This is a genomic window from Candidatus Pseudomonas auctus (genome assembly GCF_048654275.1).
Classification (GTDB): Bacteria; Pseudomonadota; Gammaproteobacteria; order Pseudomonadales; family Pseudomonadaceae; genus Aquipseudomonas; species Aquipseudomonas pharyngis.
This window is the reverse complement of sequence record NZ_JBJYZK010000002.1, coordinates 239,692-264,997: the sequence shown is the minus strand read 5'-3', so window position 1 is coordinate 264,997 and position 25,306 is coordinate 239,692. Positions and strand designations below refer to the sequence as shown.

At 62.0% G+C, this 25,306-nt stretch carries 21 protein-coding genes; 1 reads left to right on the top strand and 20 read right to left on the bottom strand.

Going from position 1 to position 25,306, the window contains the following annotated elements:
* Positions 1-107: 107 nt before the first annotated feature.
* The 18 genes from ACKUG4_RS04775 to hutC form a co-directional block, all read right to left on the bottom strand.
* Positions 108-905 carry a transporter substrate-binding domain-containing protein gene (locus ACKUG4_RS04775; RefSeq protein ID WP_085648005.1) on the bottom strand — a complete coding sequence of 266 codons (798 nt, stop codon included), beginning with the start codon at positions 903-905 and terminating at the stop codon, positions 108-110.
* Positions 906-1,152: 247 nt separating this feature from the next.
* Positions 1,153-3,723, bottom strand: coding sequence for a glucans biosynthesis glucosyltransferase MdoH (mdoH, locus tag ACKUG4_RS04770; protein ID WP_064592875.1), 2,571 nt, complete (start codon positions 3,721-3,723; stop codon positions 1,153-1,155).
* Positions 3,716-5,530, bottom strand: a complete 1,815-nt coding sequence (locus tag ACKUG4_RS04765) for a glucan biosynthesis protein G (protein ID WP_085648155.1) — start codon at positions 5,528-5,530, stop codon at positions 3,716-3,718. The genes mdoH and ACKUG4_RS04765 overlap by 8 nt, the downstream gene beginning before the upstream one ends.
* 321 nt (positions 5,531-5,851) lie before the next feature.
* Complete coding sequence (dtd, locus tag ACKUG4_RS04760) at positions 5,852-6,289, bottom strand: D-aminoacyl-tRNA deacylase (protein WP_064592873.1); 438 nt, start codon at positions 6,287-6,289, stop codon at positions 5,852-5,854.
* The gene (pip, locus tag ACKUG4_RS04755; RefSeq protein ID WP_007952436.1) at positions 6,286-7,257 is read right to left on the bottom strand and encodes a prolyl aminopeptidase; all 972 of its coding nucleotides are present in this window, start codon (positions 7,255-7,257) and stop codon (positions 6,286-6,288) included. Before pip ends, dtd begins: the two co-directional genes overlap by 4 nt.
* 104 nt (positions 7,258-7,361) lie before the next feature.
* Positions 7,362-8,279: an alpha/beta hydrolase gene (locus ACKUG4_RS04750; RefSeq protein WP_445433553.1), complete on the bottom strand. Its 918-nt coding sequence runs from the start codon at positions 8,277-8,279 to the stop codon at positions 7,362-7,364.
* Positions 8,279-9,226 carry a choline ABC transporter substrate-binding protein gene (locus ACKUG4_RS04745; protein WP_085648002.1) on the bottom strand — a complete coding sequence of 316 codons (948 nt, stop codon included), beginning with the start codon at positions 9,224-9,226 and terminating at the stop codon, positions 8,279-8,281. Before ACKUG4_RS04745 ends, ACKUG4_RS04750 begins: the two co-directional genes overlap by 1 nt.
* Positions 9,227-9,431: 205 nt before the next feature.
* Positions 9,432-10,235 (bottom strand): N-formylglutamate deformylase, encoded by an 804-nt coding sequence (hutG, locus tag ACKUG4_RS04740; protein WP_445433552.1) that lies wholly within the window; start codon positions 10,233-10,235, stop codon positions 9,432-9,434.
* Between the two features lie 10 nt (positions 10,236-10,245).
* Positions 10,246-11,451 (bottom strand): imidazolonepropionase, encoded by a 1,206-nt coding sequence (gene hutI / locus ACKUG4_RS04735; protein WP_445433551.1) that lies wholly within the window; start codon positions 11,449-11,451, stop codon positions 10,246-10,248.
* Positions 11,452-11,677: 226 nt separating this feature from the next.
* Positions 11,678-13,210, bottom strand: coding sequence for a histidine ammonia-lyase (gene hutH / locus ACKUG4_RS04730; protein ID WP_085647999.1), 1,533 nt, complete (start codon positions 13,208-13,210; stop codon positions 11,678-11,680).
* 117 nt (positions 13,211-13,327) lie between these two features.
* Positions 13,328-14,851, bottom strand: a complete 1,524-nt coding sequence (hutH, locus tag ACKUG4_RS04725) for a histidine ammonia-lyase (RefSeq protein WP_445433550.1) — start codon at positions 14,849-14,851, stop codon at positions 13,328-13,330.
* Positions 14,852-14,999: 148 nt separating this feature from the next.
* Positions 15,000-15,830: a quaternary amine ABC transporter ATP-binding protein gene (locus ACKUG4_RS04720; RefSeq protein WP_011332047.1), complete on the bottom strand. Its 831-nt coding sequence runs from the start codon at positions 15,828-15,830 to the stop codon at positions 15,000-15,002.
* Positions 15,827-16,678 carry an ABC transporter permease gene (locus ACKUG4_RS04715; protein WP_007952475.1) on the bottom strand — a complete coding sequence of 284 codons (852 nt, stop codon included), beginning with the start codon at positions 16,676-16,678 and terminating at the stop codon, positions 15,827-15,829. Before ACKUG4_RS04715 ends, ACKUG4_RS04720 begins: the two co-directional genes overlap by 4 nt.
* A gap of 84 nt (positions 16,679-16,762) precedes the next feature.
* Positions 16,763-17,731, bottom strand: a complete 969-nt coding sequence (locus tag ACKUG4_RS04710; protein ID WP_064592859.1) for an ABC transporter substrate-binding protein — start codon at positions 17,729-17,731, stop codon at positions 16,763-16,765.
* Positions 17,732-17,801: 70 nt separating this feature from the next.
* Complete coding sequence (locus ACKUG4_RS04705; protein WP_445433549.1) at positions 17,802-19,274, bottom strand: purine-cytosine permease family protein; 1,473 nt, start codon at positions 19,272-19,274, stop codon at positions 17,802-17,804.
* Positions 19,275-19,418: 144 nt separating this feature from the next.
* Positions 19,419-21,101 carry a urocanate hydratase gene (gene hutU, locus ACKUG4_RS04700; protein WP_445433548.1) on the bottom strand — a complete coding sequence of 561 codons (1,683 nt, stop codon included), beginning with the start codon at positions 21,099-21,101 and terminating at the stop codon, positions 19,419-19,421.
* Positions 21,102-21,521: 420 nt separating this feature from the next.
* A complete protein-coding gene (locus ACKUG4_RS04695; RefSeq protein ID WP_445433547.1) occupies positions 21,522-22,091 on the bottom strand; it encodes a HutD/Ves family protein in 570 nt (189 codons plus the stop codon).
* Positions 22,088-22,798 (bottom strand): histidine utilization transcriptional repressor HutC, encoded by a 711-nt coding sequence (hutC, locus tag ACKUG4_RS04690; RefSeq protein ID WP_170844914.1) that lies wholly within the window; start codon positions 22,796-22,798, stop codon positions 22,088-22,090. The genes ACKUG4_RS04695 and hutC overlap by 4 nt, the downstream gene beginning before the upstream one ends.
* A gap of 145 nt (positions 22,799-22,943) precedes the next feature.
* On the opposite strand from hutC, the gene ACKUG4_RS04685 reads away from it, so the two are divergent.
* Positions 22,944-24,308 (top strand): formimidoylglutamate deiminase, encoded by a 1,365-nt coding sequence (locus tag ACKUG4_RS04685; RefSeq protein ID WP_064592855.1) that lies wholly within the window; start codon positions 22,944-22,946, stop codon positions 24,306-24,308.
* A gap of 48 nt (positions 24,309-24,356) precedes the next feature.
* Here ACKUG4_RS04685 and ACKUG4_RS04680 read toward each other — a convergent pair whose 3' ends face one another.
* Positions 24,357-24,926: a lipocalin family protein gene (locus ACKUG4_RS04680; protein WP_064592853.1), complete on the bottom strand. Its 570-nt coding sequence runs from the start codon at positions 24,924-24,926 to the stop codon at positions 24,357-24,359.
* Between the two features lie 31 nt (positions 24,927-24,957).
* A complete protein-coding gene (locus tag ACKUG4_RS04675; protein ID WP_016772095.1) occupies positions 24,958-25,212 on the bottom strand; it encodes a hypothetical protein in 255 nt (84 codons plus the stop codon).
* Positions 25,213-25,306: the final 94 nt, after the last annotated feature.

Below are 25,306 nucleotides of genomic sequence, written 5' to 3'. Positions count from 1 at the left end.
CCGGGGACGCTCTGCGTCCGTGCCTGATCGTGACGCGGAGCGTCACAGGATGCGTTCCCACGCAGACGGTTCGACGCCTCGACGTGGGAACGATCGGCGAGCGGGTGTTATTCCATGTCCTTGAGCCACTCGGTGCTCTTGAACCACTTGTCATGGATTCGATCGTAGGTGCCGTCTTCGTGGATCTGGTGCAGGAAGTTGTTGATGAAGTTGATGCTGTCGTAGTCACCCTTCTTCAGACCGAAGGCCAGTGGCTCGTAGGTAAACGGCTTGTCGAGGAACACCAGCTTGCCGGCGCCGACCTTGTTCACCGCGACCACGTTGTACGGCGCGTCGTAGATGAAGGCGTCAGCCTTGCCGTTGACCACATCGAGCACGGCTTCCTGCTCGTTGTCGTAGCCGTGGTACTTGGCTTTGGAGATCAGCTTCTTGGCGACCATCTCGCCGGTGGTGCCGAGCTTGGAGGTGATGCGGTAGTCAGCGGTGTTCAGGTCTTTGTAGGACTTGACGGTGCCTTCCAGCTCCTTGCGGATCAGCAGGGTCTGGCCGACCACGATGAACGGTTCGCTGAAGTTCAGGCGCAGGTTGCGTTCCTGGGTCAGGGTCATGCCGCTGCCGATCATGTCGAACTTGTCGGTCATCAACGCCGGGATGATCCCGTCGTAACCGGTGGAGACCAGCTCCAGTTTGACGCCCATGGCCTTGGTCATGGCTTTGAGGATGTCGACTTCGAAACCGATGATTTCGCCGCGCTTGTTGGTCATTTCGAACGGCATGTAGGTCGGATCCATGCCGACTTTCAACGAGCCACGCTTGACCGCGTCGTCGATTGCGCCGGCCTGCGCCGCATTGACTGCAACCAGTGCCGTGACGCCGACCAGCAGCATCGACAGATACTTCTTCATCTTCAAGTCCCCAAAACCATTGCGTTTGCGGCGCGAAAACCGACAGAAATGGACAAGATTGTCCGGGTGCGCCAATTCGGGGACGGATGCTAACGCACTCGTCCGTTTGCACAAGGTTTTTTGATCGGTTGGTGCCGGATGGAACGCAGAGCGTCCCGGGCTGCATTCCCACGCAGAGCGTGGGAACGAGTGATCCGCGACGGTAATCGGCAGGCAAAAAAAACCCCGCTTTCGCGGGGTTTCTTCATCAGGCCGGTTGCGCCTGCAAGCTCACCGGCTTGAGCGGCAGCAGCGGCGCGTGGGGATCGGCTTTCACCGAAGCCCGCCAGGCGTCCAGCCACTCGGCGTGGCCTTCGGCCCACACCTGCTCGTGCAGACGGGCCAGGGCCACCGGATCGCTCAGCAATTGCAGGCGATCATGGTTGTTCAGCCCGGCCGGGCCGACCTTGATCGCGTGACGCACACGTTCCTGGCGCAGCCATTCGATCGGCTCGGCCTGACCGTGACGCGAAGTCGCCAGCGAGCACGCCAGGGCGTTCTGCTGTGGATCGACCACCGCGCGGATGAAGCCGTCATTCAGTGCGTGCCAGCGGTTTTCGTGGGTGTACTGATCGGTGGCCAGCAGCGCCTGTGGCGGATTGTATTCCTCGGGGATGAGGAACAGGCTCTCGTCACGGGATTTGAGGCCCAGACCGACGCGGCTGGAAATCACCGACACCGGAATCGACAGCATCAGCGAACCGACGATTGGGACCAGCCACCACAGGAAGCTCGGGTTCAGCCAGATCACCAGCAGCGCCCAGAAGAAGCCCAGCAGGGTCTGCGGACCGTGACGCTTGACCGCTTCGCTCCACGGCGTGGAGTCGTCGTCACGCTGCGGCGAGTTCCAGGTCGCGGCCCAGCCGAGGAACGCGGCGAGGACGAAACGGGTGTGGAAAATCATCCGCACCGGCGCCAGCAGCATGGAGAACAGCATCTCCAGCAGCATCGACACGGTCACCTTGAACTTGCCGCCAAACTCTTTCGCACCCTTGGCCCAGATCAGGATGATGCTCAACAGCTTCGGCAGGAACAGCAGCACGATGGTCGTCGAGAACAGCGCGATCGCCTTGTCCGGGTGCCATTGCGGCCACAGCGGATAGAGCTGACGCGGTTCGAGGAAGTACTGCGGCTCCATCAGCGTGTTCACCGCCAGCAGCGCGGTCGATAGCACCAGGAAGAAGAACCACAGCGGCGCCGACAGGTAAGACATCACGCCGGTCAGGAACACCGCGCGGTGCACCGGGTGCATGCCTTTGACCAGGAACAGACGGAAGTTCATAAGGTTACCGTGGCACCAGCGACGGTCACGCTTGAGTTCATCGAGCAGGTTCGGCGGCAGTTCTTCGTAGCTGCCCGGCAGATCGTAGGCAATCCACACGCCCCAGCCGGCACGGCGCATCAGCGCAGCTTCAACGAAGTCGTGAGAGAGAATCGCACCGGAGAACGCACCCTTGCCCGGCAACGGCGCCAGGGCGCAGTGGTCGATGAACGGCTTCATGCGGATGATCGCGTTGTGACCCCAGTAGTGGGATTCACCCAGCTGCCAGAAGTGCAGGCCGGCAGTGAACAGCGGACCATAAACACGGGTAGCGAACTGCTGCATGCGGGCATACAACGTGTCCATGCCCGAAGCGCGCGGCGCGGTCTGGATGATGCCGGCGTCCGGCGTGGCCTCCATCAGGCGCACCAGACTGGTCAGGCACTCGCCGCTCATGACCGAGTCGGCGTCGAGTACGACCATGTACTTGTAGTCACCGCCCCAGCGACGGCAGAAGTCGTCGAGGTTGCCGCTCTTGCGTTTGACGCGACGGCGACGGCGGCGATAGAAGATCTTGCCGAAACCCTTGGCTTCGCGGCAGACGTCCAGCCAGGCCTGCTGCTCGGCAACGCAGATGTCGGTGTCGTTACTGTCGCTGAGGACGAAGAAGTCGAAACGGTCCAAGTCACCGGTAGCGGCGACCGACTCGAACGTCGCGCGCAGACCGGCGAACACCCGAGGCACGTCTTCGTTGCAGATCGGCATCACCAGTGCGGTGCGCGCGTCTTTCGGAATCGGCTCGTTGCCGGCACTTTTACCGGAGATCCGGTATTTATCGTGGCCGGTGAGCAATTCGAGGAAGCCCATCAGCGCGGTCCAGAAACCGGCCGACACCCAGCAGAACAGAATCCCGAACATGATCAGAATGCTGGTTTGCAGCGCATACGGCAGCACTTGCGTGGCGGTTTGCAGCAGCGGTTGATGCAGGACTTCTTCCAGATCGACGAACGACCAGCCCTGGTACGGCATGATGCCTTTCATGTACCAGCCGGCGACGATGGTCTGGCCCAGCATCAGCACCAGCAGAATGTAGCGACGGATCGAACCGACCGTGCGCCAGCGCGCCGCCGGCAGCACGTTGGCGTCCTTCGGCGGTTGCGGCGGGTTGGTCCGGCCGGTCAGGCGACGCCAGCCACGCACCAGAATGTTGGTGCGCCACGGCTCCGGCACGACCTTGGTCCGACGGATCGGCGGCGTGGCCTTCATGCTGACCCGGCCGCTGGCGTCGAGCACCAGCATTTCCGCGTCTTGCAGCTCTTCGGCGGTGCTCAGGATCAGGCGCTTGCCCACCGAAGCCTGGGCGGCTTCGGTCGGTGCGTCAAAGGTCTTGGACGACAGGCGTTCATGTAATTCGCTGAAGGACTGGCAGCCCGCGAGTTCCGCGCGCTGCTCGTCGGTCATCGGCAGATGCGCCAGGTACTCGGACAGAGTCTCTGGCTGTACTTGAGAGTTACTCATCGGCAGGCAACTGATAGCTCCAGGTCTCGGTCAGGACTTCTTCAGTCGGCGCCGATTCCGGTGTGGCTGGGGCCGCGTCCGCAGCGGCTGGCTGCTTGGCGTCTTTGTTGGCCTTGTCCTTGGCATCTGCAACCGGCTTGGCGTCGGCCTGTTTGGCCTCGGCGGCCTTCGCTTCCTTGTCGGCTTTCTCTTGTTGCTTGGCGGCAACCTTGTCGGCCTTGGCTACCGACGAATTGGACGTCGGTACCGAAGACTTGGCCAGATCAGCGGTCACCACTGGCTGCACCAGGGCTGCGCGCATCTCGGTGGACTTGCTCGGGTCCTTGATCTTCATCCGCAGGGTCAGGCGCCAGCCTTTGGTTTCCGGGTTGTAGCGCACGCTGTTTTCGACCAGTTCGGCGTTGTCGCCGACGCTGACCTGGCTGCGAACGTCCGCATCCGGGGCCAAAGCGGCCAAGGACGGGCCTTCGAAATCGACCAGGTAGGCAACGCTGCCATCCGGCTGACGGATCAGGTTCGATTGCTTGACGTCACCGGTCGAACGCAGGGTCTGGTTGACCCAGGCGCTGTCCGGCGCGTGCAGCGCGGCTTCGTCGATGGTCCAGTGCATACGGTAGGCGAAGTCCAGCGGCTGGCCAGGCTCCGGCAGTTTTTCCGGGTTCCAGAACGCAACGATGTTGTCGTTGGTTTCGTCCGCAGTCGGGATCTCGACCAGATCAACGGTGCCCTTGCCCCAGTCGCCCTTCGGCTCGATCCAGGCGCTTGGGCGCTTGTCGTAGCGGTCGTCGAGGTCTTCGTAGTGGCTGAAGTCACGGCCACGTTGCAGCAGACCGAAACCACGCGGGTTCTCGACGCTGAACTGGCTGACAGCCAAGTGTTTCGGGTTGTTCAGCGGACGCCAGATCCACTCGCCGTTGCCGGCATGGATCGACAGACCGCTGGAGTCGTGCAGTTCACGACGGTAGTTGAGCACTTTCGACGGCTGGTTGGCGCCGAACAGGAACATGCTGGTCAGCGGCGCGATGCCGAGCTTGCCAACCTTGTCACGCAGGTACATCTGGCCCTTGACGTCGACAATGGTGTCGCTGCCCGGACGCAGGATCAGACGGTAGGCGCCGGTCGCACGTGGCGAATCCAGCAGGGCGAAGATCACCAGGTGCTTGTCGCCCGGCTTCGGCTGCTGAATCCAGAACTCGCGAAAACGCGGGAATTCTTCGCCGGACGGCAAAGCGGTATCGATCGCCAAGCCACGGGCCGACAGACCGTAGGTGTGACCCTTGCCGACGACGCGGAAGTAGCTCGCGCCCAGCATGGTCATGATTTCGTCTTGCTTGTCCGCCTTGTTGATCGGGTACAGCACACGGAAACCGGCGTAGCCCAGTTGTTCGGTGGCCTTCGGATCGAACTGCAGGTCGCCGAAATCGAAACGGCTTGGATCGTATTTGATCTCTTCGACGGTGTTCGCGGTGATTTCGTTGATTTTCACCGGCGTATCGAAGTGCATGCCCTGATGATAGAAGGACAGCTTGAACGGGGTCTTCTGGTCGGCCCATTCGGCTTTTTCGGTGCGGAAACGAATCTTCTGATAGTCCGCGAATTTCATTTCACGGAATTCGTTCGGCAGGTTGCTGCGCGGGGCTTCGAACTTCTGCCCGGCCAGCTCTTTGGCCTTGACCGACACATCGTCAAGATTGAATGCCCAAAGCTGGCCGGCGCTGAGCAGGCAGAGTACTGCCGAGCCCGCTACCAGAGCGCTGCGCAAGCGTTTGGCAGACAATTTTGCTGCATTACAGGGACTAACAATCACGAGCAACCCTCGCCGAAAACAGATCAATAAACCAACGGCCAGATGAAGTGCCTGTGAGGGATTCGGTACAAAAAAACCGACCTTGCAGGACACCCTTGCCAAGTTGGCGAGCATTGTTCCGACTCCGCTGGGTCAAAATGATTCCCCAATCGGATCCGGACAAGTCTCTACCTAAGTCAAAATGGACCAACGAACGCTGATCCCCGTAGCGCGCGATTATCTAGTAGCCCGCGTGACAACGCATCAGGGGTAACAAAGTATTTATCGCGAAAATTCCCTGTTTTCAGTCGAAAAGCCCTTAAAAAGTTGTTTCAAGCACTTTCATGTCTGTAACAGGAAGGTTACCGGGCCATCGTTGACCAGGTGCACCTGCATATCCGCGCCGAATCTACCTGATGCCACTGTGCCATGCATCTGTTTCGCTTTGCTTAATAGATAGTCGAATAATTCTTCGCCCAGCGCCGGAGGGGCGGCGGTCGAGAAACTCGGGCGCAACCCGCTTTTGGTGTCGGCAGCGAGGGTGAACTGAGAGACCAGCAGCAACCCGCCGCCCACATCCGCCAGGGACAGATTCATCTTGCCCTCGGCGTCACTGAACACTCGATAGTTAAGCAGCTTATGCAGAAGTTTGTCGGCGCTGGCCGGCGTGTCGTCGGGTTCTACCGCCACCAGCACCAGCAAACCCTGATCGACACTGCCAACCACCTCGCCCGCCACTTCGACCCGCGCGCCTTTCACGCGCTGCAACAGCCCCTTCATGCTTCTTCGGGCGGCAGGTCGAGCAGGCGCCGGGCCATTTTGCTGGCGGCGCGCACCAGTGCATCGGTGATGCCCGGTTCGGACGCGGCGTGGCCGGCATCGCGGATCACCTGCAGCTCGCTGTTCGGCCAGGCCTGATGCAGCTCCCAGGCGTTGTCGAGCGGGCAGATCACGTCGTAGCGACCATGGATGATCACGCCCGGCAGATGAGCGATCTTGCCCATGTCGCGGATCAGCTGGTTTGGCTCAAGGAACGCATTGTTGGTGAAGTAGTGGCATTCGATCCGCGCGATCGACAAGGCGCGCTGCGGCTCGGAGAAACGGTCGACCACCAGCGGATTCGGGCGCAGGGTCGCGGTGCGCCCTTCCCAGGTCGACCAGGCCTTGGCTGCGTGCATCTGGGCGATCTGGTCGTTGCCGGTCAGGCGTTTGTGGAACGCGCTGAGCAGGTCGTCGCGTTCGTCCAGCGGAATCGGCGCGAGGTAGTCCTGCCAGTAGTCGGGGAACAGTCGGCTGGCGCCGGCCTGGTAGAACCATTCGATTTCCTGCGGACGGCAGAGAAAGATCCCGCGCAGGATCAGCCCATGCACGCGCTCCGGATGGGTCTGCGCGTAGGCCAGCGCCAGGGTCGAACCCCAGGAACCGCCGAACAGCACCCATTTGTCGATGCCCAGATGTTTACGGATGCGCTCGAGGTCTTCGACCAGATCCCAGGTGGTGTTGTTTTCCAGGCTGGCGTGAGGCGTGGAACGACCACAGCCGCGCTGATCGAAGGTGACAATGCGATACAGGTTCGGATCAAAATAGCGGCGACTCTGGGCGTCGCACCCGGCGCCGGGACCTCCGTGGATGAACACCACCGGCAAACCTTCCGGTGAACCGCTTTCGTCGACGTACAGCGTATGGGTGTCATCGACGGCCAGATCGTGCCGTGCGTGAGGTTTGATCTGCGGAAACAAAGTCTGCATTGCGCGCTCCGTAAGGGGTCGAGGTCATCCCTGGGGGGACTTCTATTATTCTGCCGTCCGGCATCATAAACCCGATTTACGTCAATGAGCATGCCCGTGCGCTGTCACATTTTGTCAGCCATGAACCCCAGCAGGTTCTCAAAGAGACGATCGACCTCGGCGACCTGATGCCGCGCTCGCAGGCAGCCATGAACCAGCCCTTCGCCGTAATACAGCGCCGCGTCGACGCCCGCCGCGTTCAGCCGTTCGGCGTAGCACATGCCGTCGTCACGCAGCGGGTCGAACTGCGCCACGGCAATCCAGGCCGGGGGCAGACCGCGGAAATCCCGGGCCAGCAACGGCATCGCATAGGCGTTCGGCTTCGCGGTGCCGCGCAGGTACAAGGCGTGATAACAGTCGAGATCGCTGCTGGCGAGCAACGGCGCATCGGCGCATTCGCTGCGCGACGGTAACTGCTCGTCGCCTCCCAGCCCCGGATAGATCAAAACCTGCGCGCCCGGCAGCGACTCGCCGGCATCGCGCAGCGCCAGGCACAGCGCCGCCGCCAGATTGCCCCCGGCGCTGTCGCCCGCCACCAGCATCCGTCCGGGGTCGAACCAGAAGGGCCCACTGCGCAACGCGCGCCAGACGCTCAGGCAATCCTCGAAACCGGCCGGGAACGGATGCTCCGGCGCCAGCCGGTAATCCACCGCCACCACCATTGCCCCAAGCGCCATGGCCAGCTCGCAGCAGATGAAGTCATGGGAATCCAGCCCGCCGACCACCCAACCGCCGCCGTGCAGGTACAACACGCACGGCCAGCCACTGGCCGATGGCCGGACGGGCGGGCGATACGAACGCACCGCCACCCCGCTCAACTGGAAATCCACCACCTCCAGACCCGCCGGCCGTTCGGGCGTGAAGGCGCGGCACATGTCGTCATAGGATTTGCGCAATCCGCCGAGGCTGCTGTCATCGCTGGCGAAGCTTTCGGTTCTGGCAACGAACGCCGCCATCGCCGGTGAAAGTGGATAGGTACTCATCAGTTTTTCAGGCTGGCCTGAACCGTGGCCTCGCCGTCCTTGCCATCGAAACTGCTGACACCCGCCAGCCAGCGTTGCAGGTCTTCGGGATGCTCACGCAGCCAGGTCTTCGCCACTTCCTGAGGGGTCTTGCGCTCCATGATCGGCACCATCAACTGGCTTTCCTGGGCGGCGGTGAAGGTCAGGTTTTCCAGCAGTCGATGAACATTCGGGCAGCGCTCGGCGTAGTCCGGCGCGGTGACGGTGGAAACGGTGGCGGCGCCTTCGTTCGGGCCGTAAACATCTTCGCTGCCGGTCAGGTAGGTGATTTTCATGTTGATGTTCATCGGGTGCGGGGTCCAGCCGACGAACACCACGAACTCCTTGCGGTTCACCGCCCGCTGCACGGCGGCGAGCATGCCGGCCTCACCGGATTCGACGATCTTGAAATCCTTCAGGCCGAAATGGTTGGTTTCGATCATGGTCTTGATCGTGGTGTTGGCGCCGCTGCCGGGCTCGATGCCGTAGATCTTGCCACCGAGCTGATCCTTGAATTTAGCGATGTCGCCGAAGGTTTTCAGCCCCGCCGCCGCTACGTAATCCGGCACTGCCAACGTCGCCTGGGCGTCGGCCAGGCTTGGCTTGTCCATGACCTTGACCTGATTGGCGGCGAGGAACGGCGCAATATTCTTGTCCATCGCCGGTTTCCAGTAGCCGAGGAAGATATCCAGACGCTTGTCGCGGATGCCGGCGAAGATGATTTGCTGCACGGCGCTGGTCTGTTTGCTTTCGTAGCCGAGGCCGTTGAGCAGCACGTCGGCCATGCCGCTGGTGGCGATCACGTCGGTCCAGTTGACCACGCCCATGCGCACGGTTTTGCAGGAAGCATCATCGGAAGCCATGGCGCCGGCGCTGAGCAGCGCACTGCCGGTGAGGATTAACGCACAACGAGTGAACAGTCTTTTCATGTGGGATCGTCTCGTGCGGCAGCGGGTTATTGTTCGGATCGGTGTCTTCTTGCACCGTGGCCGAAACATTACGCAGCAGACGAGCGGGAAAAGCGAACTGAGGCGACCGGGATTTGCACGGTGGCGACCCAAGCCGTGCACAAACCTGTGGTCACCACAAAAACTGTGGGAGCAAGCTCGCTCCCACAGGGTTCCTGGTGTGTATTCAGGATTTGTAGCGAGTCGCGCCCCAGGCAAGCAGCCCCTGCAGCAACTCCTTGAGCACCACCCGCGTCGGCTCCGCCAGATCGGCGCGGTAGCGGAACGGTTCGAACTCTTCCATGTAGGTGCACTGGCCCAGTTCCAGTTGCACGGCGTGGATGTTCTCGGCCGGGTTACCGTAGTGACGGGTAATGTGGCCGCCCTTGAAGCGTCCGTTCAGCACATGGCTGTAATCGCCATGGCGTGCGCAGATCGCTTCCAGTTGCGTGGCCAACTGCGGATCGCAACTGGCGCCATTGAAGGTGCCGAGATTGAAGTCCGGCAGCTTGCCATCGAACAGGTGCGGGATGATCGAGCGGATCGAATGCGCATCGAACAGCAGTGCGTAACCGAACTCGGCTTTTAGCCGCGCCAGCTCTTCCCGCAAGGTGCGGTGATACGGCGTCCAGATCTGCTCCAGATAGGTCGCACGCTCTTCTTTCGACGGCTCCTGCCCGTCCTTGAACAACGGAATGCCATCGAACAGGGTCGCCGGGTACAGCCCGGTGGTGGCGCCGGCGTACAGCGGTTTGTCGTCGGACGGCCGGTTCAGGTCGATGACAAATCGCGAGTACTCGGCCGCCAGGGTGCTGGCGCCCAGTTCGGCGGCGAAATCGTAGAGCTGCGGAATATGCCAGTCGGTGTCCGGCAGGCTTTTCGCGTCCGGGATCAACCCGGCCTCGACCGCCGGGGTCAGGCGCACACCGGCGTGGGGCATGCTGATCAGCAGCGGCACGCGACCTTGTTTGAAGTTCAGAACCTTATCCACAACCGCTCTCCTACAGACTTGATTCAACGCCGTGACGCACGACGCGTTTGTCCAGTTCACCACCGAGCCAGTACGCCAGATCCGCAGGGCGGTCGATCTGCCAGGCGACAAAATCGGCGACCTTGCCGACTTCCAGCGAACCGTGGGTCTCGGCCATGCCCAAGGCTTGCGCCGCGTGAATCGTGGCGCCGGCCAATGCCTCTTCCGGAGTCATGCGGAAACAGGTGCAGGCCATGTTCAGCATCAGGCGCAAAGACAACGCTGGCGAGGTGCCGGGGTTGAGGTCGCTGGCGATGGCGATTTTCACCTTGTGTTTGCGCAGGGCGTCCATCGGCGGCAACTGGGTTTCGCGCAGGAAGTAGAACGCGCCCGGCAACAACACCGCGACGGTGTCGGACTCGGCCATGGCGATGGCGTCGGCTTCGTCCATGAACTCCAAGTGATCGGCGGAAAGTGCGTGGTAGCGCGCAGCGAGGCTGGAGCCGTGCAGCGACGACAATTGCTCGGCGTGCAGCTTCACCGACAGACCGAGTTTTTGCGCGGCGATGAACACCCGTTCGACCTGCTCCGGCGAAAACGCCAGGTATTCGCAGAAGGCATCCACCGCATCCACCAGGCCTTCGGCGGCCAGCGCCGGGAGCATCTCGGCGCAGATGTGATCGATGTAATCGTCCGCGCGGTCCTTGTATTCCGGCGGCAAGGCGTGGGCAGCCAGACAGGTGCTGCGCACGCTGATCGGCAGCTCGGCGGCGAGGCGACGGATGACCCGCAGAATCTTGCGCTCGCTGGCCAGATCGAGGCCGTAGCCGGATTTCATTTCGACCGTGGTCACGCCGTCGCGCATCAGGCTTTTCAGGCGTTTGGCGGCGCTGGCGAACAGCTCGTCTTCCGAGGCTTCGCGCGTGGCGCGCACGGTGCTGGCGATGCCGCCGCCGGCCGCTGCGATTTCGGCATAGCTGACGCCTTGCAGACGCCTCTCGAATTCGCCGCTGCGGTTGCCGCCGAACACGGTGTGGGTGTGGCAGTCGATCAGCCCGGGGGTGACCCACGCGCCTTGCAGGTCATTGACCGCCGGGTATTCGCCTGACGGCAATTGGCTGCGCGGGCCGATCCACTCGATGAGTGCACCGGACGTCACGATGGCCGCATCCTCGATGATCGAGTAGACGCCTTGCGCCATGGTTGCGACGTGGCAGTGTTGCCAGAGGGTTTTCACTGTAGGCCTCCGTTGGATTCTGTTTGGTGGGCAGCCTTAAAAAGCCCCCTCACCCTAGCCCTCTCCCGGAGGGAGAGGGGACTGACCGGGTTGTTCTTGCGAAGTACATCGACCTGAAATATCGAGTCGAACTCAAGTCTGGAAAATCATGAAGATCGGCTCCCTTTCCCCCTCTACCCCTTGGGGCGGTCCGACGTTTCGGGAGGGTTGGGGTGAGGGGTGGCTCTTACAGGCTAGGCAGCAGTTTCGCCGGAACCAGTTCAGTCAGCACCCGCGAAGCCAGCAGTTCGGTCGCCGCATTGATGTCCGGTGCGAAGAAGCGGTCCTTCTCGTAGAACGGCACTTCGCGACGCAGAATCCCTCGGGCCTGCTCCAGTTTGGTCGAGGTCTTCAGGCCGTTGCGCAGGTCCAGGCCCTGCACCGCCGCCAGCCATTCCACCGCAAGAATCCCGCGCGTGTTCTCGGCCATTTCCCACAGGCGCTTGCCGGCGGCCGGGGCCATCGACACGTGGTCTTCCTGGTTGGCGGAGGTTGGCAGGCTGTCCACCGAATGCGGATGGGACAGCGCCTTGTTTTCGCTGGCCAGGGCCGCAGCGGTCACTTGGGCGATCATGAAGCCGGAGTTCACGCCTCCGTTGGCGACGAGGAACGGCGGCAGCTGCGACATGTGCTTGTCCATCATCAACGAGATGCGGCGCTCGCTCAGGGAACCGATTTCGGCAATGGCCAGCGCCATGTTGTCAGCGGCCATGGCCACTGGTTCAGCGTGGAAGTTGCCGCCGGAAATCACGTCGCCTTCGGCCGCGAACACCAGCGGGTTGTCGGACACGGCGTTGGCTTCGATGGCCAGCACTTCGGCGGCCTGACGGAACTGGGTCAGGCACGCGCCCATGACTTGCGGCTGGCAACGCAGCGAGTACGGGTCCTGCACCTTTTCGCAGTTCTGGTGCGAGTCGGAGACTTCGCTGCGCTCGCCCAGCAGATCGCGGTAAGCGGCAGCGGCGTCGATCTGGCCTTTCTGGCCACGGGCAGCGTGGATGCGCGCATCGAACGGCGAGCGCGAACCGAGCACCGCTTCCACCGTCAGACCGCCCAGCGCCAGCGCGCCGGCGAACAGGTCTTCACCTTCGAACAGGCCGCGCAGCGCGAATGCGGTGGAAACCTGAGTACCGTTGAGCAGCGCCAGACCTTCTTTCGCCGCCAGCGTCAGCGGGGTCAGACCGGCGACTTTCAGCGCTTCGGTCGCTTCCATCCACTCACCCTTGTAGCGCGCCTTGCCCTCACCCAGCAGCACCAGCGACATGTGCGCCAGCGGCGCGAGGTCACCGGATGCACCGACCGAGCCTTTCAACGGAATGTGCGGATAGACCTCGGCGTTGATCAACGCGATCAGCGCATCGATCACTACGCGACGAATCCCGGAGAAACCACGGCTGAGGCTGTTGACCTTGAGCACCATGATCAGGCGCACCAGCTCATCGCTGATCGGCTGGCCGACACCGGCGGCGTGGGACAGCACCAGCGAACGCTGGAGGTTTTCCAGGTCTTCGCTGGCGATGCGGGTCGAGGCCAGCAGGCCGAAACCGGTGTTGATGCCGTAGGCGGTGCGGTTTTCCGCAAGGATCTGCTCGACGCAGGCCACGCTGGCCTCGATCTGCGCGCTGGCGCTGTTGTCGAGGGTCAGCTTGACCGGGTTCTGATAAACGTCGCGCAGTTGGGCCAGGCTCAGTTGGCCGGGGATCAGGTTCAGCGCAGTCATTTTGTGCTCCTTTTGAGAGTTTATTGTTAACTCGCCAGACGCTCCGGAGATGTCCGTTGTCCGTCGCGTCTGCCCTTTTGGGGAGCCGCGCCTTGGCACGCTGGCGTGGGTAGTTTTTCAGTGCAAATTCGGTAATGCGTTGTGCAGCAGATCCGGGTCTTTCAGAACGCTTGCGGCAGCGGCGATATCCGGCGCCAGCCAGCGGTCCTGATCGTAGGCCGGGACTTTTTCGCGCAGCAGTCGCCAGGCGGTATCGGTGCCCGCGCCGAAGCGCTGTTCCTTGAGAAATTCAAACGCCTGGGCCGCCAGCAGGTACTCGATGGCGAGGATCTGCGTGCAGTTTTCCAGCGCGCGGTGCAGCTTCAGCGCGGCGTTGGTGCCCATGCTCAGATGGTCTTCCTGCAGGCCCGAGGTGACGTAGTTGTCGAGCACCGCCGGTTGCGCCAACTGGCGGTTTTCCGCGCACAGCGACGCGGCGACGTATTGCACGATCATCATCCCGGAGTTCACCCCCGGATTGGCCACCAGAAACGCCGGCAGACCGCTGACGTGCGGGTTGATCAGGCGATCCAGACGCCGCTCGGCAATCGAGCCGATTTCGGCCATCGCAATCGCCAGCAGATCCGCCGCCAGCGCCACTGATTGCCCGTGCGGGTTGGCCTGGGACATCACCCGGAAATCGTCCGGTGTGCCCAGCAGCAACGGGTTGTCGGTGCAGCCATTGAGTTCGGTTTCGATCTGTTTGATCGCGTGTTCCAGTTGATCGCGGGCGGCACCGTGCACCTGCGGGATCGAGCGGATGCTCAAGGCATCCTGAGTGCGAATGCCTTTGCTCGCGGCGATCACTTCGCTGCCATCGAGCAAGGCGCGCAGATTGACGCCGACCTGCTGCATGCCCGGATGCGGTTTGAGCGCAATGATCTCGGCATCGAACGCGGCGATCTGGCCGCGCTGGGCTTCGAAGCTCATCGCACCGATCACGTCGGCCCATTGCAGCAGACGCGTGGCGTCGGCGATCGCCAGGCAACCGAGGCCGGTCATGCACGGCGTGCCGTTGACCAGACACAGACCGTCCTTCGCCCCGAGCTGCACCGGTTGCAGGCCCTCTTCGGCCAGCGCCTGCTGTGCAGACACGATCTGCCCGCGATAGCTGACATTGCCCACGCCCAGCAGCGCGATGCCGATGTGCGCCATGTGGGTCAGGTAACCCACCGAACCCTGGGACGGTACTTGCGGGGTGATACCGCGATTGAGCAGCGCCAGCAGCGCTTCGACTACCCGGCGATGAATGCCGGATTTGCCGTGGCTGTAGTTGCGGATCGCAGCACTCATGATCGCGCGGGTCTGCTCGTCGGCCAGTACCGGACCGACGCCGCACGCATGGCTGAGCAAGGTGTTGCGCGACAGCTGACTGAGCTGTTCGTCTTTCAGCGAAACATTGCACAGCGCACCGAGCCCGGTGTTCACGCCATAGGCGCGCTCGCCGCTGGCGACGATGCGCTGGACGATGCCTTGCGCGTTTTCAACGCGCGCCCAGGTCTGCGCCGACAGCTCGAGCTGCGCGCCATGACGAGCGACTGCGACCACATCCTGCCAACGCATCGGGGCGTCGGCGATAACGATTTTTTCAGCCTGGGACATCTAAAACCTCACCCGAACATTGATCCAGCTTTGCCGACGCTATCGTCGGATCGCCGCCCGGAGCAAGCTCGCTCCCACAGGAGACCGCATTCCAACTGTGGGAGCGAGCCTGCTCGCGATGGGGCCGGCCCAGCCAACACAAATCTGTTTAAACCACCGCCGCCCGCCGCTGCACGAAGCGGTCGACATATTCGTCCGCCGGCGAATGCAGGATCTCTTTCGGCGTACCGACCTGGATCAGGCGGCCGTCCTTGAGGATCGCGATGCGGTTGCCGATGCGCACGGCCTCGTCGAGGTCGTGGGTGATGAAGACGATGGTCTTGTGCAGGGTCTTTTGCAGCTCCAGCAACTGGTCCTGCATCTCGGCGCGGATCAGCGGATCCAGCGCGCTGAACGCTTCGTCCATCAGGATGATGTCAGTGTCCGCCGCCAATGCCCGGGCCAGACCTACACGCTGGCGCATGCCGCCGGAGAGCTGGTGCGGGTATTTGTTTTCGTAGCCCTTGAGGCCCACGGTGTTGATCCAGTGCAGCGCGCGCTCGGCGCACAGTTGCTTGCTCTCGCCGCGCACTTTCAGGCCGTAGGCGACGTTGTCGAGCACGGTCTTGTGCGGCAGCAGACCGAAGCTCTGGAACACCATGCTGATCTTGTGCCGGCGAAATTCGCGCAAGGCGTCCATGTCGTATTGCAGGATGTCCACGCCATCCACCAGGATCGCGCCGCTGGTCGGGTCGATCAGACGGTTGAAGTGGCGCACCAGGGTCGATTTGCCGGAGCCGGACAGGCCCATGATCACGAAGATCTCGCCGGTGCCGATGCTCAGGGACAAGTCGTTGACCCCGACCACGCAACCGGTTTCGTTCAGCACCTGATCCTTGGTCTTGCCCTGGCCGACCATCGCCAGAGCGTCCTTGGCGCGGTTGCCGAAAATCTTGAAGACGTTTTTGACTTCGATCTTGCTCACGGTTGCGTTGCTCATTTGCTCACCTCATGCCGTGGCCGACCATACGCCTGGGTAATGCGGTCGATGACCACTGCGAGAATCACGATCGCCAGACCGGCTTCCAGGCCGCGTCCGACGTTGAGGGTCTGAATGCCCACCAGCACATCTTCACCCAGGCCACGGGCGCCGATCATCGAGGCGATTACCACCATCGACAGGGCCATCATGGTGGTCTGGTTGATCCCGGCCATGATGCTCGGCAGGGCCAGCGGCAGTTGCACGCCGAACAGTTGCTGCCAGCGGTTGGCGCCGAAGGCGTTGATGGCTTCCATCACTTCGCCGTCGACCTGGCGGATGCCCAGATCGGTCAGGCGGATCAGCGGCGGCGCGGCGTAGATCACGGTGGCGAAAATCGCCGGCACCTTGCCCAGGCCGAACAGCATCAGCACCGGAATCAGGTACACGAAGCTCGGCATGGTCTGCATGATGTCGAGCAGCGGCATCAGCACCGAACGCAGGCGATTGCTGCGCGCCGAGAGAATCCCCAGCGGTACGCCGATCAGCACCGAAATGACCGTCGCCACCATCATCAGCGCGAGGGTCTGCATCAACTTGTCCCACAGACCGACGGCGCCGACCAGGAACAACAGACCGACGATCACGGCGGTGGTCACGACTTTGCGCGTTGCATGCCAGGCCACGACGCCGACGATGGCCAGCATCAACCACCACGGTGCGGCGCGCAGCAGGCCTTCAAGATTGACGATGGCCCACAGCAGGGTGTCGGAGATGTGGCGGAACACATCGCCATAGTTGGTGACCAGCGCATCGACCCAACCGTTGACCCAGTCGGCGATGGAAAAGGTAAAGCTTTCGGGAAACATAAGCGGCTCTCAATCAGGAAACTCAATCAAGCGATTGCGGCGAACACCCCGGCCAGCCTCTCGGTTGGCCGGGAGGAATTCGACCTACAGCGCCGCGTCGATTTTCTTGGCAGCGTCTTCACTGACCCACGCATGCCAGACCTCAGGATGTTCCTTGAGGAAGATTTTCGCCAGTTTTGGCGACTCGATACGTTCCTTCGCCATGCGGCCCAGGTTCTGGTTCAGCAGGTCGATCGGCAGGTTGACCTTTTCCAGCACGGCCACCAGCTCCGGCGCTTGTTCGTGGAAGGTCTTGGACAGACCGACCTTGATGGTCACGGTCTTGTCGACGCCCGGTTTCTCATCCAGTTTGACTGCGTCGATCTGGCCCATCAGCGGGGTTGGCGTCCAGTAGTAGAACAGGATCGGCTCGCCACGTTTGTAACTCGACAGCACGGCCGCATCCAACGCCGGACCAGTGCCCGGGCGGAAGTTGGTGTAGCTGTTTTCCAGGCCGTAGCTTTTCAGCATTTCGCTGTTGTCCAGCTCGCAGGTCCAGCCGGCCGGGCAGTTGTAGAAGCGGCCCTTGGAAGGCTCTTCGGCGTCCTTGAAGACGGCGGCGTATTTGCCCAGATCGGCGATGTTTTTCAGGTCCGGTGCCTTCGCTTCGATCTTGCGCTTGGCATCGCCTTCGATCACGTAGCGCGGCACGTACCAGCCTTCCACCGCACCGACCACCGGCGCGCCGACACCGACGACCTTGCCGGCCTTCTCGGCCTTGTTCCAGACCTCGCTGCGGCCAACCCATTCTTCGGCGAAGATCTGGATGTCGTTGCTGCTCAGGGCGTTTTCCATGGTGATGGAGTTGCCCGGCAGGCTGTCGGTCTTGCAGTCGTAACCTTTTTCCAGCACCACTTGCAGAAGGTCGGTAAGCAGCATGCCGCTTTCCCAGTTCAGGCCGGCGAATTTCACCGGTTTGCCGGACTCGCACCAGCCGGCGGCCTGGGTCGCGCCGGCGCTGGCCAGCAGGCCCATGGAAAGCAATGTGGTCAGCAGGGTCTTGTTCGATTTCATTGTTGTGACGCTCCTAATCATGAATTGGCTTACGGCAGTCAAGAGGCATCCAGCCCTGTCCACGTCCAAATCAGGCCTGCGCCGCAGCGCGACCGGCCCCGCTTGTTTTAGGTTGTACAACGCTGTCCTGCTCGACGGGCAGAATCAGTCGATCGGGTACGGTGCCGTGCCATTTTTTCGCGCAGACGTAGTACAGCGCTGCGGGCAGCACGAGACCGATGATCCAGGAAATATCCACATCCCCCAGGGCTGCTACCAATGGACCGGTATAGAACTTGGTGGAAATGAACGGCAGTTGCACCAGCACCCCGAACACGTAAACGCTGATACCGAGGATGTTCCAGCGGCCGTAGCGACCGTTCGGATCCGCCAGCGCCGGTACGTCGTAGCGCTCGCGGGTAATGCAGTAGTAGTCCACCAGATTGATCGCGCTCCACGGCGTGAAGAACGCCAGCAGGAACAGGATGAAGGACTTGAACGCACCGAGGAACGAGTGCTGGCCGAGCAGCGCGATCAGGGTCGCCGCGCCGACGATCCCCAGCACGAACACCAGACGCTGCATGCGGGTAACCGTCAGGTGGCCACGGAAGCCGCTGATGATGGTCGCGATGCACATGAAGCTGCCGTAGGAGTTCAGGGTGGAGATGGTGACCTTGCCGAACGCGATGCTGAAATACAGCAGCGCGGCGGTGGCACCGGTCCCGCCCAGACCCACGATGTAAGCGACCTCATGACCGGCGAATTGCCCGTTGGCCGAAGCGGCCGCGAACACACCGAGGATCATCGCCACCTGCGCACCGATTACCGAACCGGCGCCTGCGGCGAAGAAGGTTTTCACCGAAGACACCTTGCTTGGCAGGTAACGCGAGTAATCCGCCACGTAAGGGCCGAAAGCGATCTGCCAGGAGGCCGCGAGCGACACCGCCAGCAGGAAACTGCTCCAGCTGAAGTGGCGGATTTCCAGAAGTGCGCCGACGTCCACCTGACTCATCAGACGGCTGAACAGGTACACGAAAGCAATCACGCCAATGACACTGGCGATGCGGCCGATCCAGTGGATCACCCGATAGCCGAGCACCGTAACCACCACGATGACGCTGGCGAAAAGCAGGATGCCGATGGTGTCGCTGACCCCGAACAACTGGCCCAGCGCCTGACCGGACAACACCGTTCCGGTGGCGGTGAAGCCGAGGTACATCAGACACACCAGCACGATCGGAATCGCCGCGCCGTAGACGCCGAACTGCACCCGGCTGGAAATCATCTGCGGCAGGCCAAGCTTCGGCCCTTGCGCCGCGTGCAGCGCCATCACCCCGCCGCCCAGCAGTTGACCGATCAGCAAACCGATCAACGACCAGAACACATCGCCGCCCAGCACCACGGCCAGGGCCCCGGTGACAATCGCGGTGATTTGCAGGTTGGCACCCATCCACAGGGTGAACTGACTGAACAGACGACCGTGTCTTTCCGCTTCCGGGATGTAGTCGATCGAACGCCTTTCGATCAACGGTTTACTGCCTGCACGATCGGTGTTGCCCGCCATGATTCAACCTCTGTGGATTGTTCTGGATTTTGCTGTTTTGGTTCCTGTGGCAGTGAGCCTGCTCGCGATGAGGGCGGTTCATGCAACATTTTCGTTGACTGACAAACCGCTATCGCGAGCAGGCTCGCTCCTACAGGGCAAGCATTACTTGCCGGTAATCATCGGCAGGTTCAGCCCTTGTTCCTTGGCGCAGTCGATGGCGATCTGGTAACCGGCATCGGCGTGACGCATGACCCCGGTGCCCGGGTCGTTGTGCAGCACGCGAGCGATACGCTCGGCCGCTTCGTCAGTACCGTCGCAGACAATCACCATGCCCGAGTGCTGGGAGAAGCCCATGCCGACGCCGCCGCCGTGGTGCAGGGACACCCAGGTCGCACCGCTCGCGGTGTTCAGCAGCGCGTTGAGCAGCGGCCAGTCGGAGACGGCATCGGAGCCATCCCGCATCGACTCGGTTTCACGGTTCGGACTGGAGACCGAGCCGGAGTCGAGGTGGTCGCGACCGATCACGATCGGCGCCGACAGCTCGCCGCTGCGGACCATTTCGTTGAACGCCAGACCGAGCTTGGCGCGCAGGCCCAGGCCGACCCAGCAGATACGCGCCGGCAGACCCTGGAAGCTGATGCGCTCGCGCGCCATGTCCAGCCAGTTGTGCAGGTGGGCGTCGTCCGGGATCAGTTCTTTGACTTTGGCGTCGGTCTTGTAGATGTCCTGCGGATCACCCGACAGCGCAGCCCAGCGGAACGGGCCGATGCCACGGCAGAACAGCGGACGGATGTAGGCCGGTACGAAGCCAGGGAAATCGAATGCGTTTTCGACGCCTTCTTCCTGAGCCATCTGACGGATGTTGTTGCCGTAGTCGAAGGTCGGCACGCCCATTTTCTGGAAGTCGAGCATGGCTTTGACGTGCACGGCCATCGATTGCTTGGCGGCCTTGACCACAGCGGCTGGCTCGGTCTTGGCGCGGGCGCGGTATTCGTCCCAGGTCCAGCCGGCCGGCAGGTAACCGTTGAGCGGGTCGTGGGCGCTGGTCTGGTCGGTGACCATGTCCGGGCGCACGCCGCGCTTGACCAGTTCCGGAAGGATTTCAGCGGCGTTGCCGCACAGGGCGATGGAAACCGCCTTGCCTTCGGAGGTGTATTTGGCGATGCGGGCCAGCGCGTCGTCGAGGTCTTTGGCCTGCTCGTCGACGTAGCGGGTCTTGAGGCGGAAATCGATGCTGATCTGCTGGCATTCGATGTTCAGCGAGCAGGCACCGGCGAGGGTTGCGGCCAGTGGCTGGGCACCGCCCATGCCGCCGAGGCCGGCGGTCAGGACCCACTTGCCGGTGAGGTTGTCGTTGTAGTGCTGGCGACCGGCTTCAACGAAGGTTTCGTAGGTGCCCTGGACGATGCCCTGGCTGCCGATGTAGATCCAGCTGCCGGCGGTCATCTGGCCGTACATGGCCAGGCCTTTGGCGTCGAGTTCGTTGAAGTGTTCCCAGGTTGCCCAGTGCGGCACCAGGTTGGAGTTGGCGATCAGTACGCGCGGGGCGTTGCTGTGGGTCTTGAACACGCCGACCGGCTTGCCCGATTGCACCAGCAGGGTTTCGTCTTCGTTGAGGTTGGTGAGGCTCTCGACGATCTTGTCGTAGCACTCCCAGTTACGTGCAGCGCGACCGATGCCACCGTAGACCACCAGCTCTTTCGGGTTCTCGGCGACTTCCGGGTCGAGGTTGTTCATCAACATGCGCAGCGGCGCTTCGGTCAGCCAGCTCTTGGCGGTCAGCTTGTTGCCGCGGGCGGCACGGATTTCGACGTCACGAAACTTAGTGGTTTTGTTGTCAGTCACGAAAAAGACTCCTCAGCGATCAATTCAAACCAACCCTGGCAGTGGGCAAGCAGCCTGTGCGCCTCAGTGCGCGACAAGCGAATCAGTGGACGCCGCGGAGAGCCTCGATCGACTCATACGCATACGTCTTTACTTGTACATACAAGCATATGCAATCGAGCGGCCAACTTGTTGGAGGGCTGTTCAATAAAAATTCCGAACAGGGCTGCAGAGCGCCTGAATCAAGGGCTCTGGCGTCCATGAAATTTTTCGCGGGGTGGATAGAGGGTGGCGAGAGGTTGTTACGGAAACGTGGTTCTGCGCCACGCTGGGGCGTTCGGTAACAAGTTGGTGCGCATTTCGGGAACGTCGGGACGAAAAAAAACCGCTGCTTTCAAAGCAGCGGTTTTTGATCGTTTCCCACGAAGAACGTGTGAAGGATCAGCGCGGGGACAGTTCGATCACGCAGCAACCGGCATTCACGGCGATCTCGGTCAGCCCGGTGTTACCGTCCAGTTGCAGGCAGTCATGGCGGCCGAGTTGCGAGGCGCTGTCACCGACCGTGACCTCCAGCAGCTCGCTGACGCTGAAGACCAGCACGGTGCTCGCCGAACTGAAAAACCGCTGCTCGCCGTCCAGCCATTGCAGGCGTGCGCTGTAACGCCGGGGTGAATAGATCAGGTTGAAGTCGCGGATTGCGCCGCCGAGCAAGGTGCAGGACACCTGGCTTTCGCCGCTGAAGGCAAACGGGTCGAGGGGTAACAACGGCCGGGTATCGCCGCCGTCGACACACAGGGTCATCCCGTCGCCCTGCAATACCGTGATGACCCGCTGGTAACCGGCGAAGGTCGAAAAGCCGCCGGATTCGGCGATGTCGGCAATCGACAGACGCCAGCCGAAACCGTCGAGGCCGGCGCCGGCGTCACGGGTGATTTCCTCGGTGCTGCCGCCGCCGTTTTTCCACGGCATGCGCGGGTAGCCTTCGGCGCGTAATACCTTCAACTCTTTCATTTATGAAACCGACCTTCCAGACGATGACGGGAACCGGGGTGAATCAGGCGCGCCGCCGTCACCGGCTGACGACCCGACCACGTGCGGCGGCGGATCAGCAGGCAAGGCTCGCCTTTTTCGATCTGCAGCAATTTGCATTCGGACGCTTCGGCAAGGATCGCTTCGACCACGTGCTCACCTTCGGTCAGCGGCGCGACCTGGTTCAGGTAGGCGTAAGGCGTCTGCAGGGTGAAGTCCTGCTTGAGGTATTCCGGGGCGACCAGCGCATTGACGAAGCGGTCTTCGATTTGCACCGGAATATCGTTTTCGTAGTGCACGATCAGCGAGTGAAAGACCTTCTGCCCTTCGCGCATGTCCAGCGCCAGCGCGCGCTCGGAACCGGCGGCCTCCTCTTCCAGGGTGATCACCTGGCAGGTGTGGCGATGGCCACGGGAGGCGATTTCGTCGGCGATGTTGTGCACTTCGAACAGCGCGGACTGGCTCTTCGGTTCAGCAACGAAAGTGCCGACGCCTTGCATGCGCACCAGCAGACCGTCGGCGGTCATTTCCCGCAGCGCGCGGTTGATGGTCATGCGGCTGAAGCCCAACTGGCTGACCAGCTCGCTTTCCGACGGCACGCGGTAATGCGGCGGCCAGTTACCGCTGTCGATCTGCTGGGTGATCATCTGTTTGACGCGGGCGTACAAGGGCGCCGGACTGTCGCCCATGTTCGCGGCCAACGGGGAGACTGGAGGCGGAGTCGGCACGGTGGATCCCTGTTCATTGGTGAAAGTGGCTAGCTTGCCGGAGTTTACCGGGCAGGCAAACGTCTGTATATGTATATACAAATAACACACGATGGGGTGCTGAACCATGTCCGCCTTCTTTGCTGAACGCGCGCTGCTGCCTAACGGATGGGCCAACAATGTACGTCTCGAGGTCAGCGCCGATGGCGTGTTGACCCGAATCCAGGCCGATTCCACTGCAGACGGCGCCGAACGGCTGAGCGGTCCGCTGCTGCCGGGGATGCCCAATCTGCACTCCCACGCGTTCCAGCGAGCGATGGCGGGACTGGCGGAAGTGGCCGGCAATCCCAACGACAGTTTCTGGACCTGGCGCGATCTGATGTATCGGCTCGTCGGAAAAATCAGCCCCGACCAGCTCGGTGTGATTGCCCGTCAGCTGTACATCGAAATGCTCAAGGCCGGTTACACCTCGGTCGCCGAATTCCATTACGTCCACCACGATAACAACGGCCAGCCTTACGCCGATCCGGCCGAGCTGGCCCTGCGTATCAGCCAGGCGGCCAGCTCGGCCGGCATCGGTCTGACGTTACTTCCCGTGCTCTACAGCCACAGCGGTTTTGGCGGCCAGACCCCGAACGAAGGCCAGCGCCGCTTCATCAACAGCACCGAAAGTTACCTGAAGCTGCAATCGCGTCTGCAACCGTTGCTGGCACAGCAAAAGGCGCAGTCGCTGGGCCTGTGCTTCCACTCGTTGCGCGCGGTCACGCCGCAGCAGATCAGCGAAGTGCTGGCGGCCAGCGATCAGCAATGCCCGGTGCACATCCACATCGCCGAGCAGCAGAAGGAAGTCGATGACTGCCTGAGCTGGAGCGGACGTCGCCCGCTGCAATGGCTGTACGAAAACACCGAAGTCGATCAGCGCTGGTGCCTGGTGCACGCGACTCACGCCAATCCGGAAGAAGTCACGCTGATGGCCAAGAGTCGCGCCATCGCCGGCCTGTGCCTGACCACCGAGGCCAACCTCGGCGACGGGATTTTCCCGGCGGTGGATTTCCTCGCTCAAGGCGGGCGCATGGGCATCGGCTCCGACAGCCATGTGTCGTTGAGCGTGGTAGAGGAATTGCGTTGGCTGGAATACGGCCAGCGTCTGCGCGATCAACGGCGCAATCGCTTGTATGGCGCGGATCAGCCGATGGTTGGCCGCACGTTGTACGACGCGGCGCTGGATGGAGGTGCCCAGGCGCTGGGCCAGCCGATCGGTGCGCTGGAAGTCGGCAAGCGTGCCGACTGGATTGTGCTCGATGGCAGCGATCCGTACCTGGCCACGGCCAGCGGTGACGGGATTCTCAATCGCTGGCTGTTTGCCGGTGGCGATCGTCAGGTGCGCGACGTGCTGGTCAACGGTCAGTGGGTCGTGCGCGAGGGGCGACATGCCGGGGAAGAGGACAGCAATCGCGCCTTCACCCAGGTTCTGCGAGAGCTTTTGGGCTGACATAAAAAAACCTGTGGAGGGCGACCTCCACAGGTTTTTTGTTGCGCGTCAGTTGGACGTCTTGGCCATCTGCTGATCCGACGCCCGCCAGATCAGGCGCGTGGTGTCGTAACCCTGCTGGCGCGCCTTGCTCAGCAGTTCCTCACGCACCACACCGTTGACGGTCGGCGTGCGGGACAACAGCCACAGATAGCGACGACTCGGGTCGCCCACGAGGGCGGTCTTGTAGTCATCGCTGACGTACAGCACCCAGTATTGACCCTTCGCCACACCCGGAATCAGACGCGAGAACCAGGTATCGAACTCGACCCACAGCTTGTCGGTCTTGCCCGGCACCTGTGGATAAGCCGTACCTTTGACCTCTTCCCACTTCCAGTCTGCCGTCAGACAGCGGTTGTACACCGCGATATTGCCGTCGGGCTTGAGCGAGTAACGGGCTTCGGATTGCGCGCAATTGCGCTGGAAATACATCGGCAGCCGGGCCAGCTCGTACCAGGTGCCCTGGTAACGCTTGAGATTGACACTGTTGACCGTCTTCGGCGCCAGCGGATCTTCACCGGACGTGGCGCAGCCGGCCAATACCAGGCCGGCCAAAAGGACAAGCAATAACCGCTTCATTGTTTTTCTCCCGTGGGCGCGTAGCCCCGGTTTACTTCAGGCCTTGGCCGGAAAACATCAGCACTTTGTCACCGGCGTACTGCACGCTGATAAAGCTGTTCTTGTCGCCCCAGGTGCAACTGGACATACCCAGCGCGCCCGAGCAATCGGTGGGCTTGCCAAGCAGCGTCTCGACTTCGGACTTGGCCATGCCGGCCGAGAGCTTCGAATAGTTTTCCTGATTGACCTTGCTGCATGCGGCCAACAGCACGCAAAACGACAGCAGGGCGATAGATCGCAGCGACATGGTGTAACTCCTGGAGCGGAAGGGGGATGGCATGGCGCCAACCAGAAGCTTAGAAGAGAAAACCCCTGTCTGGTTCCCTGGCAGACCGGCTATT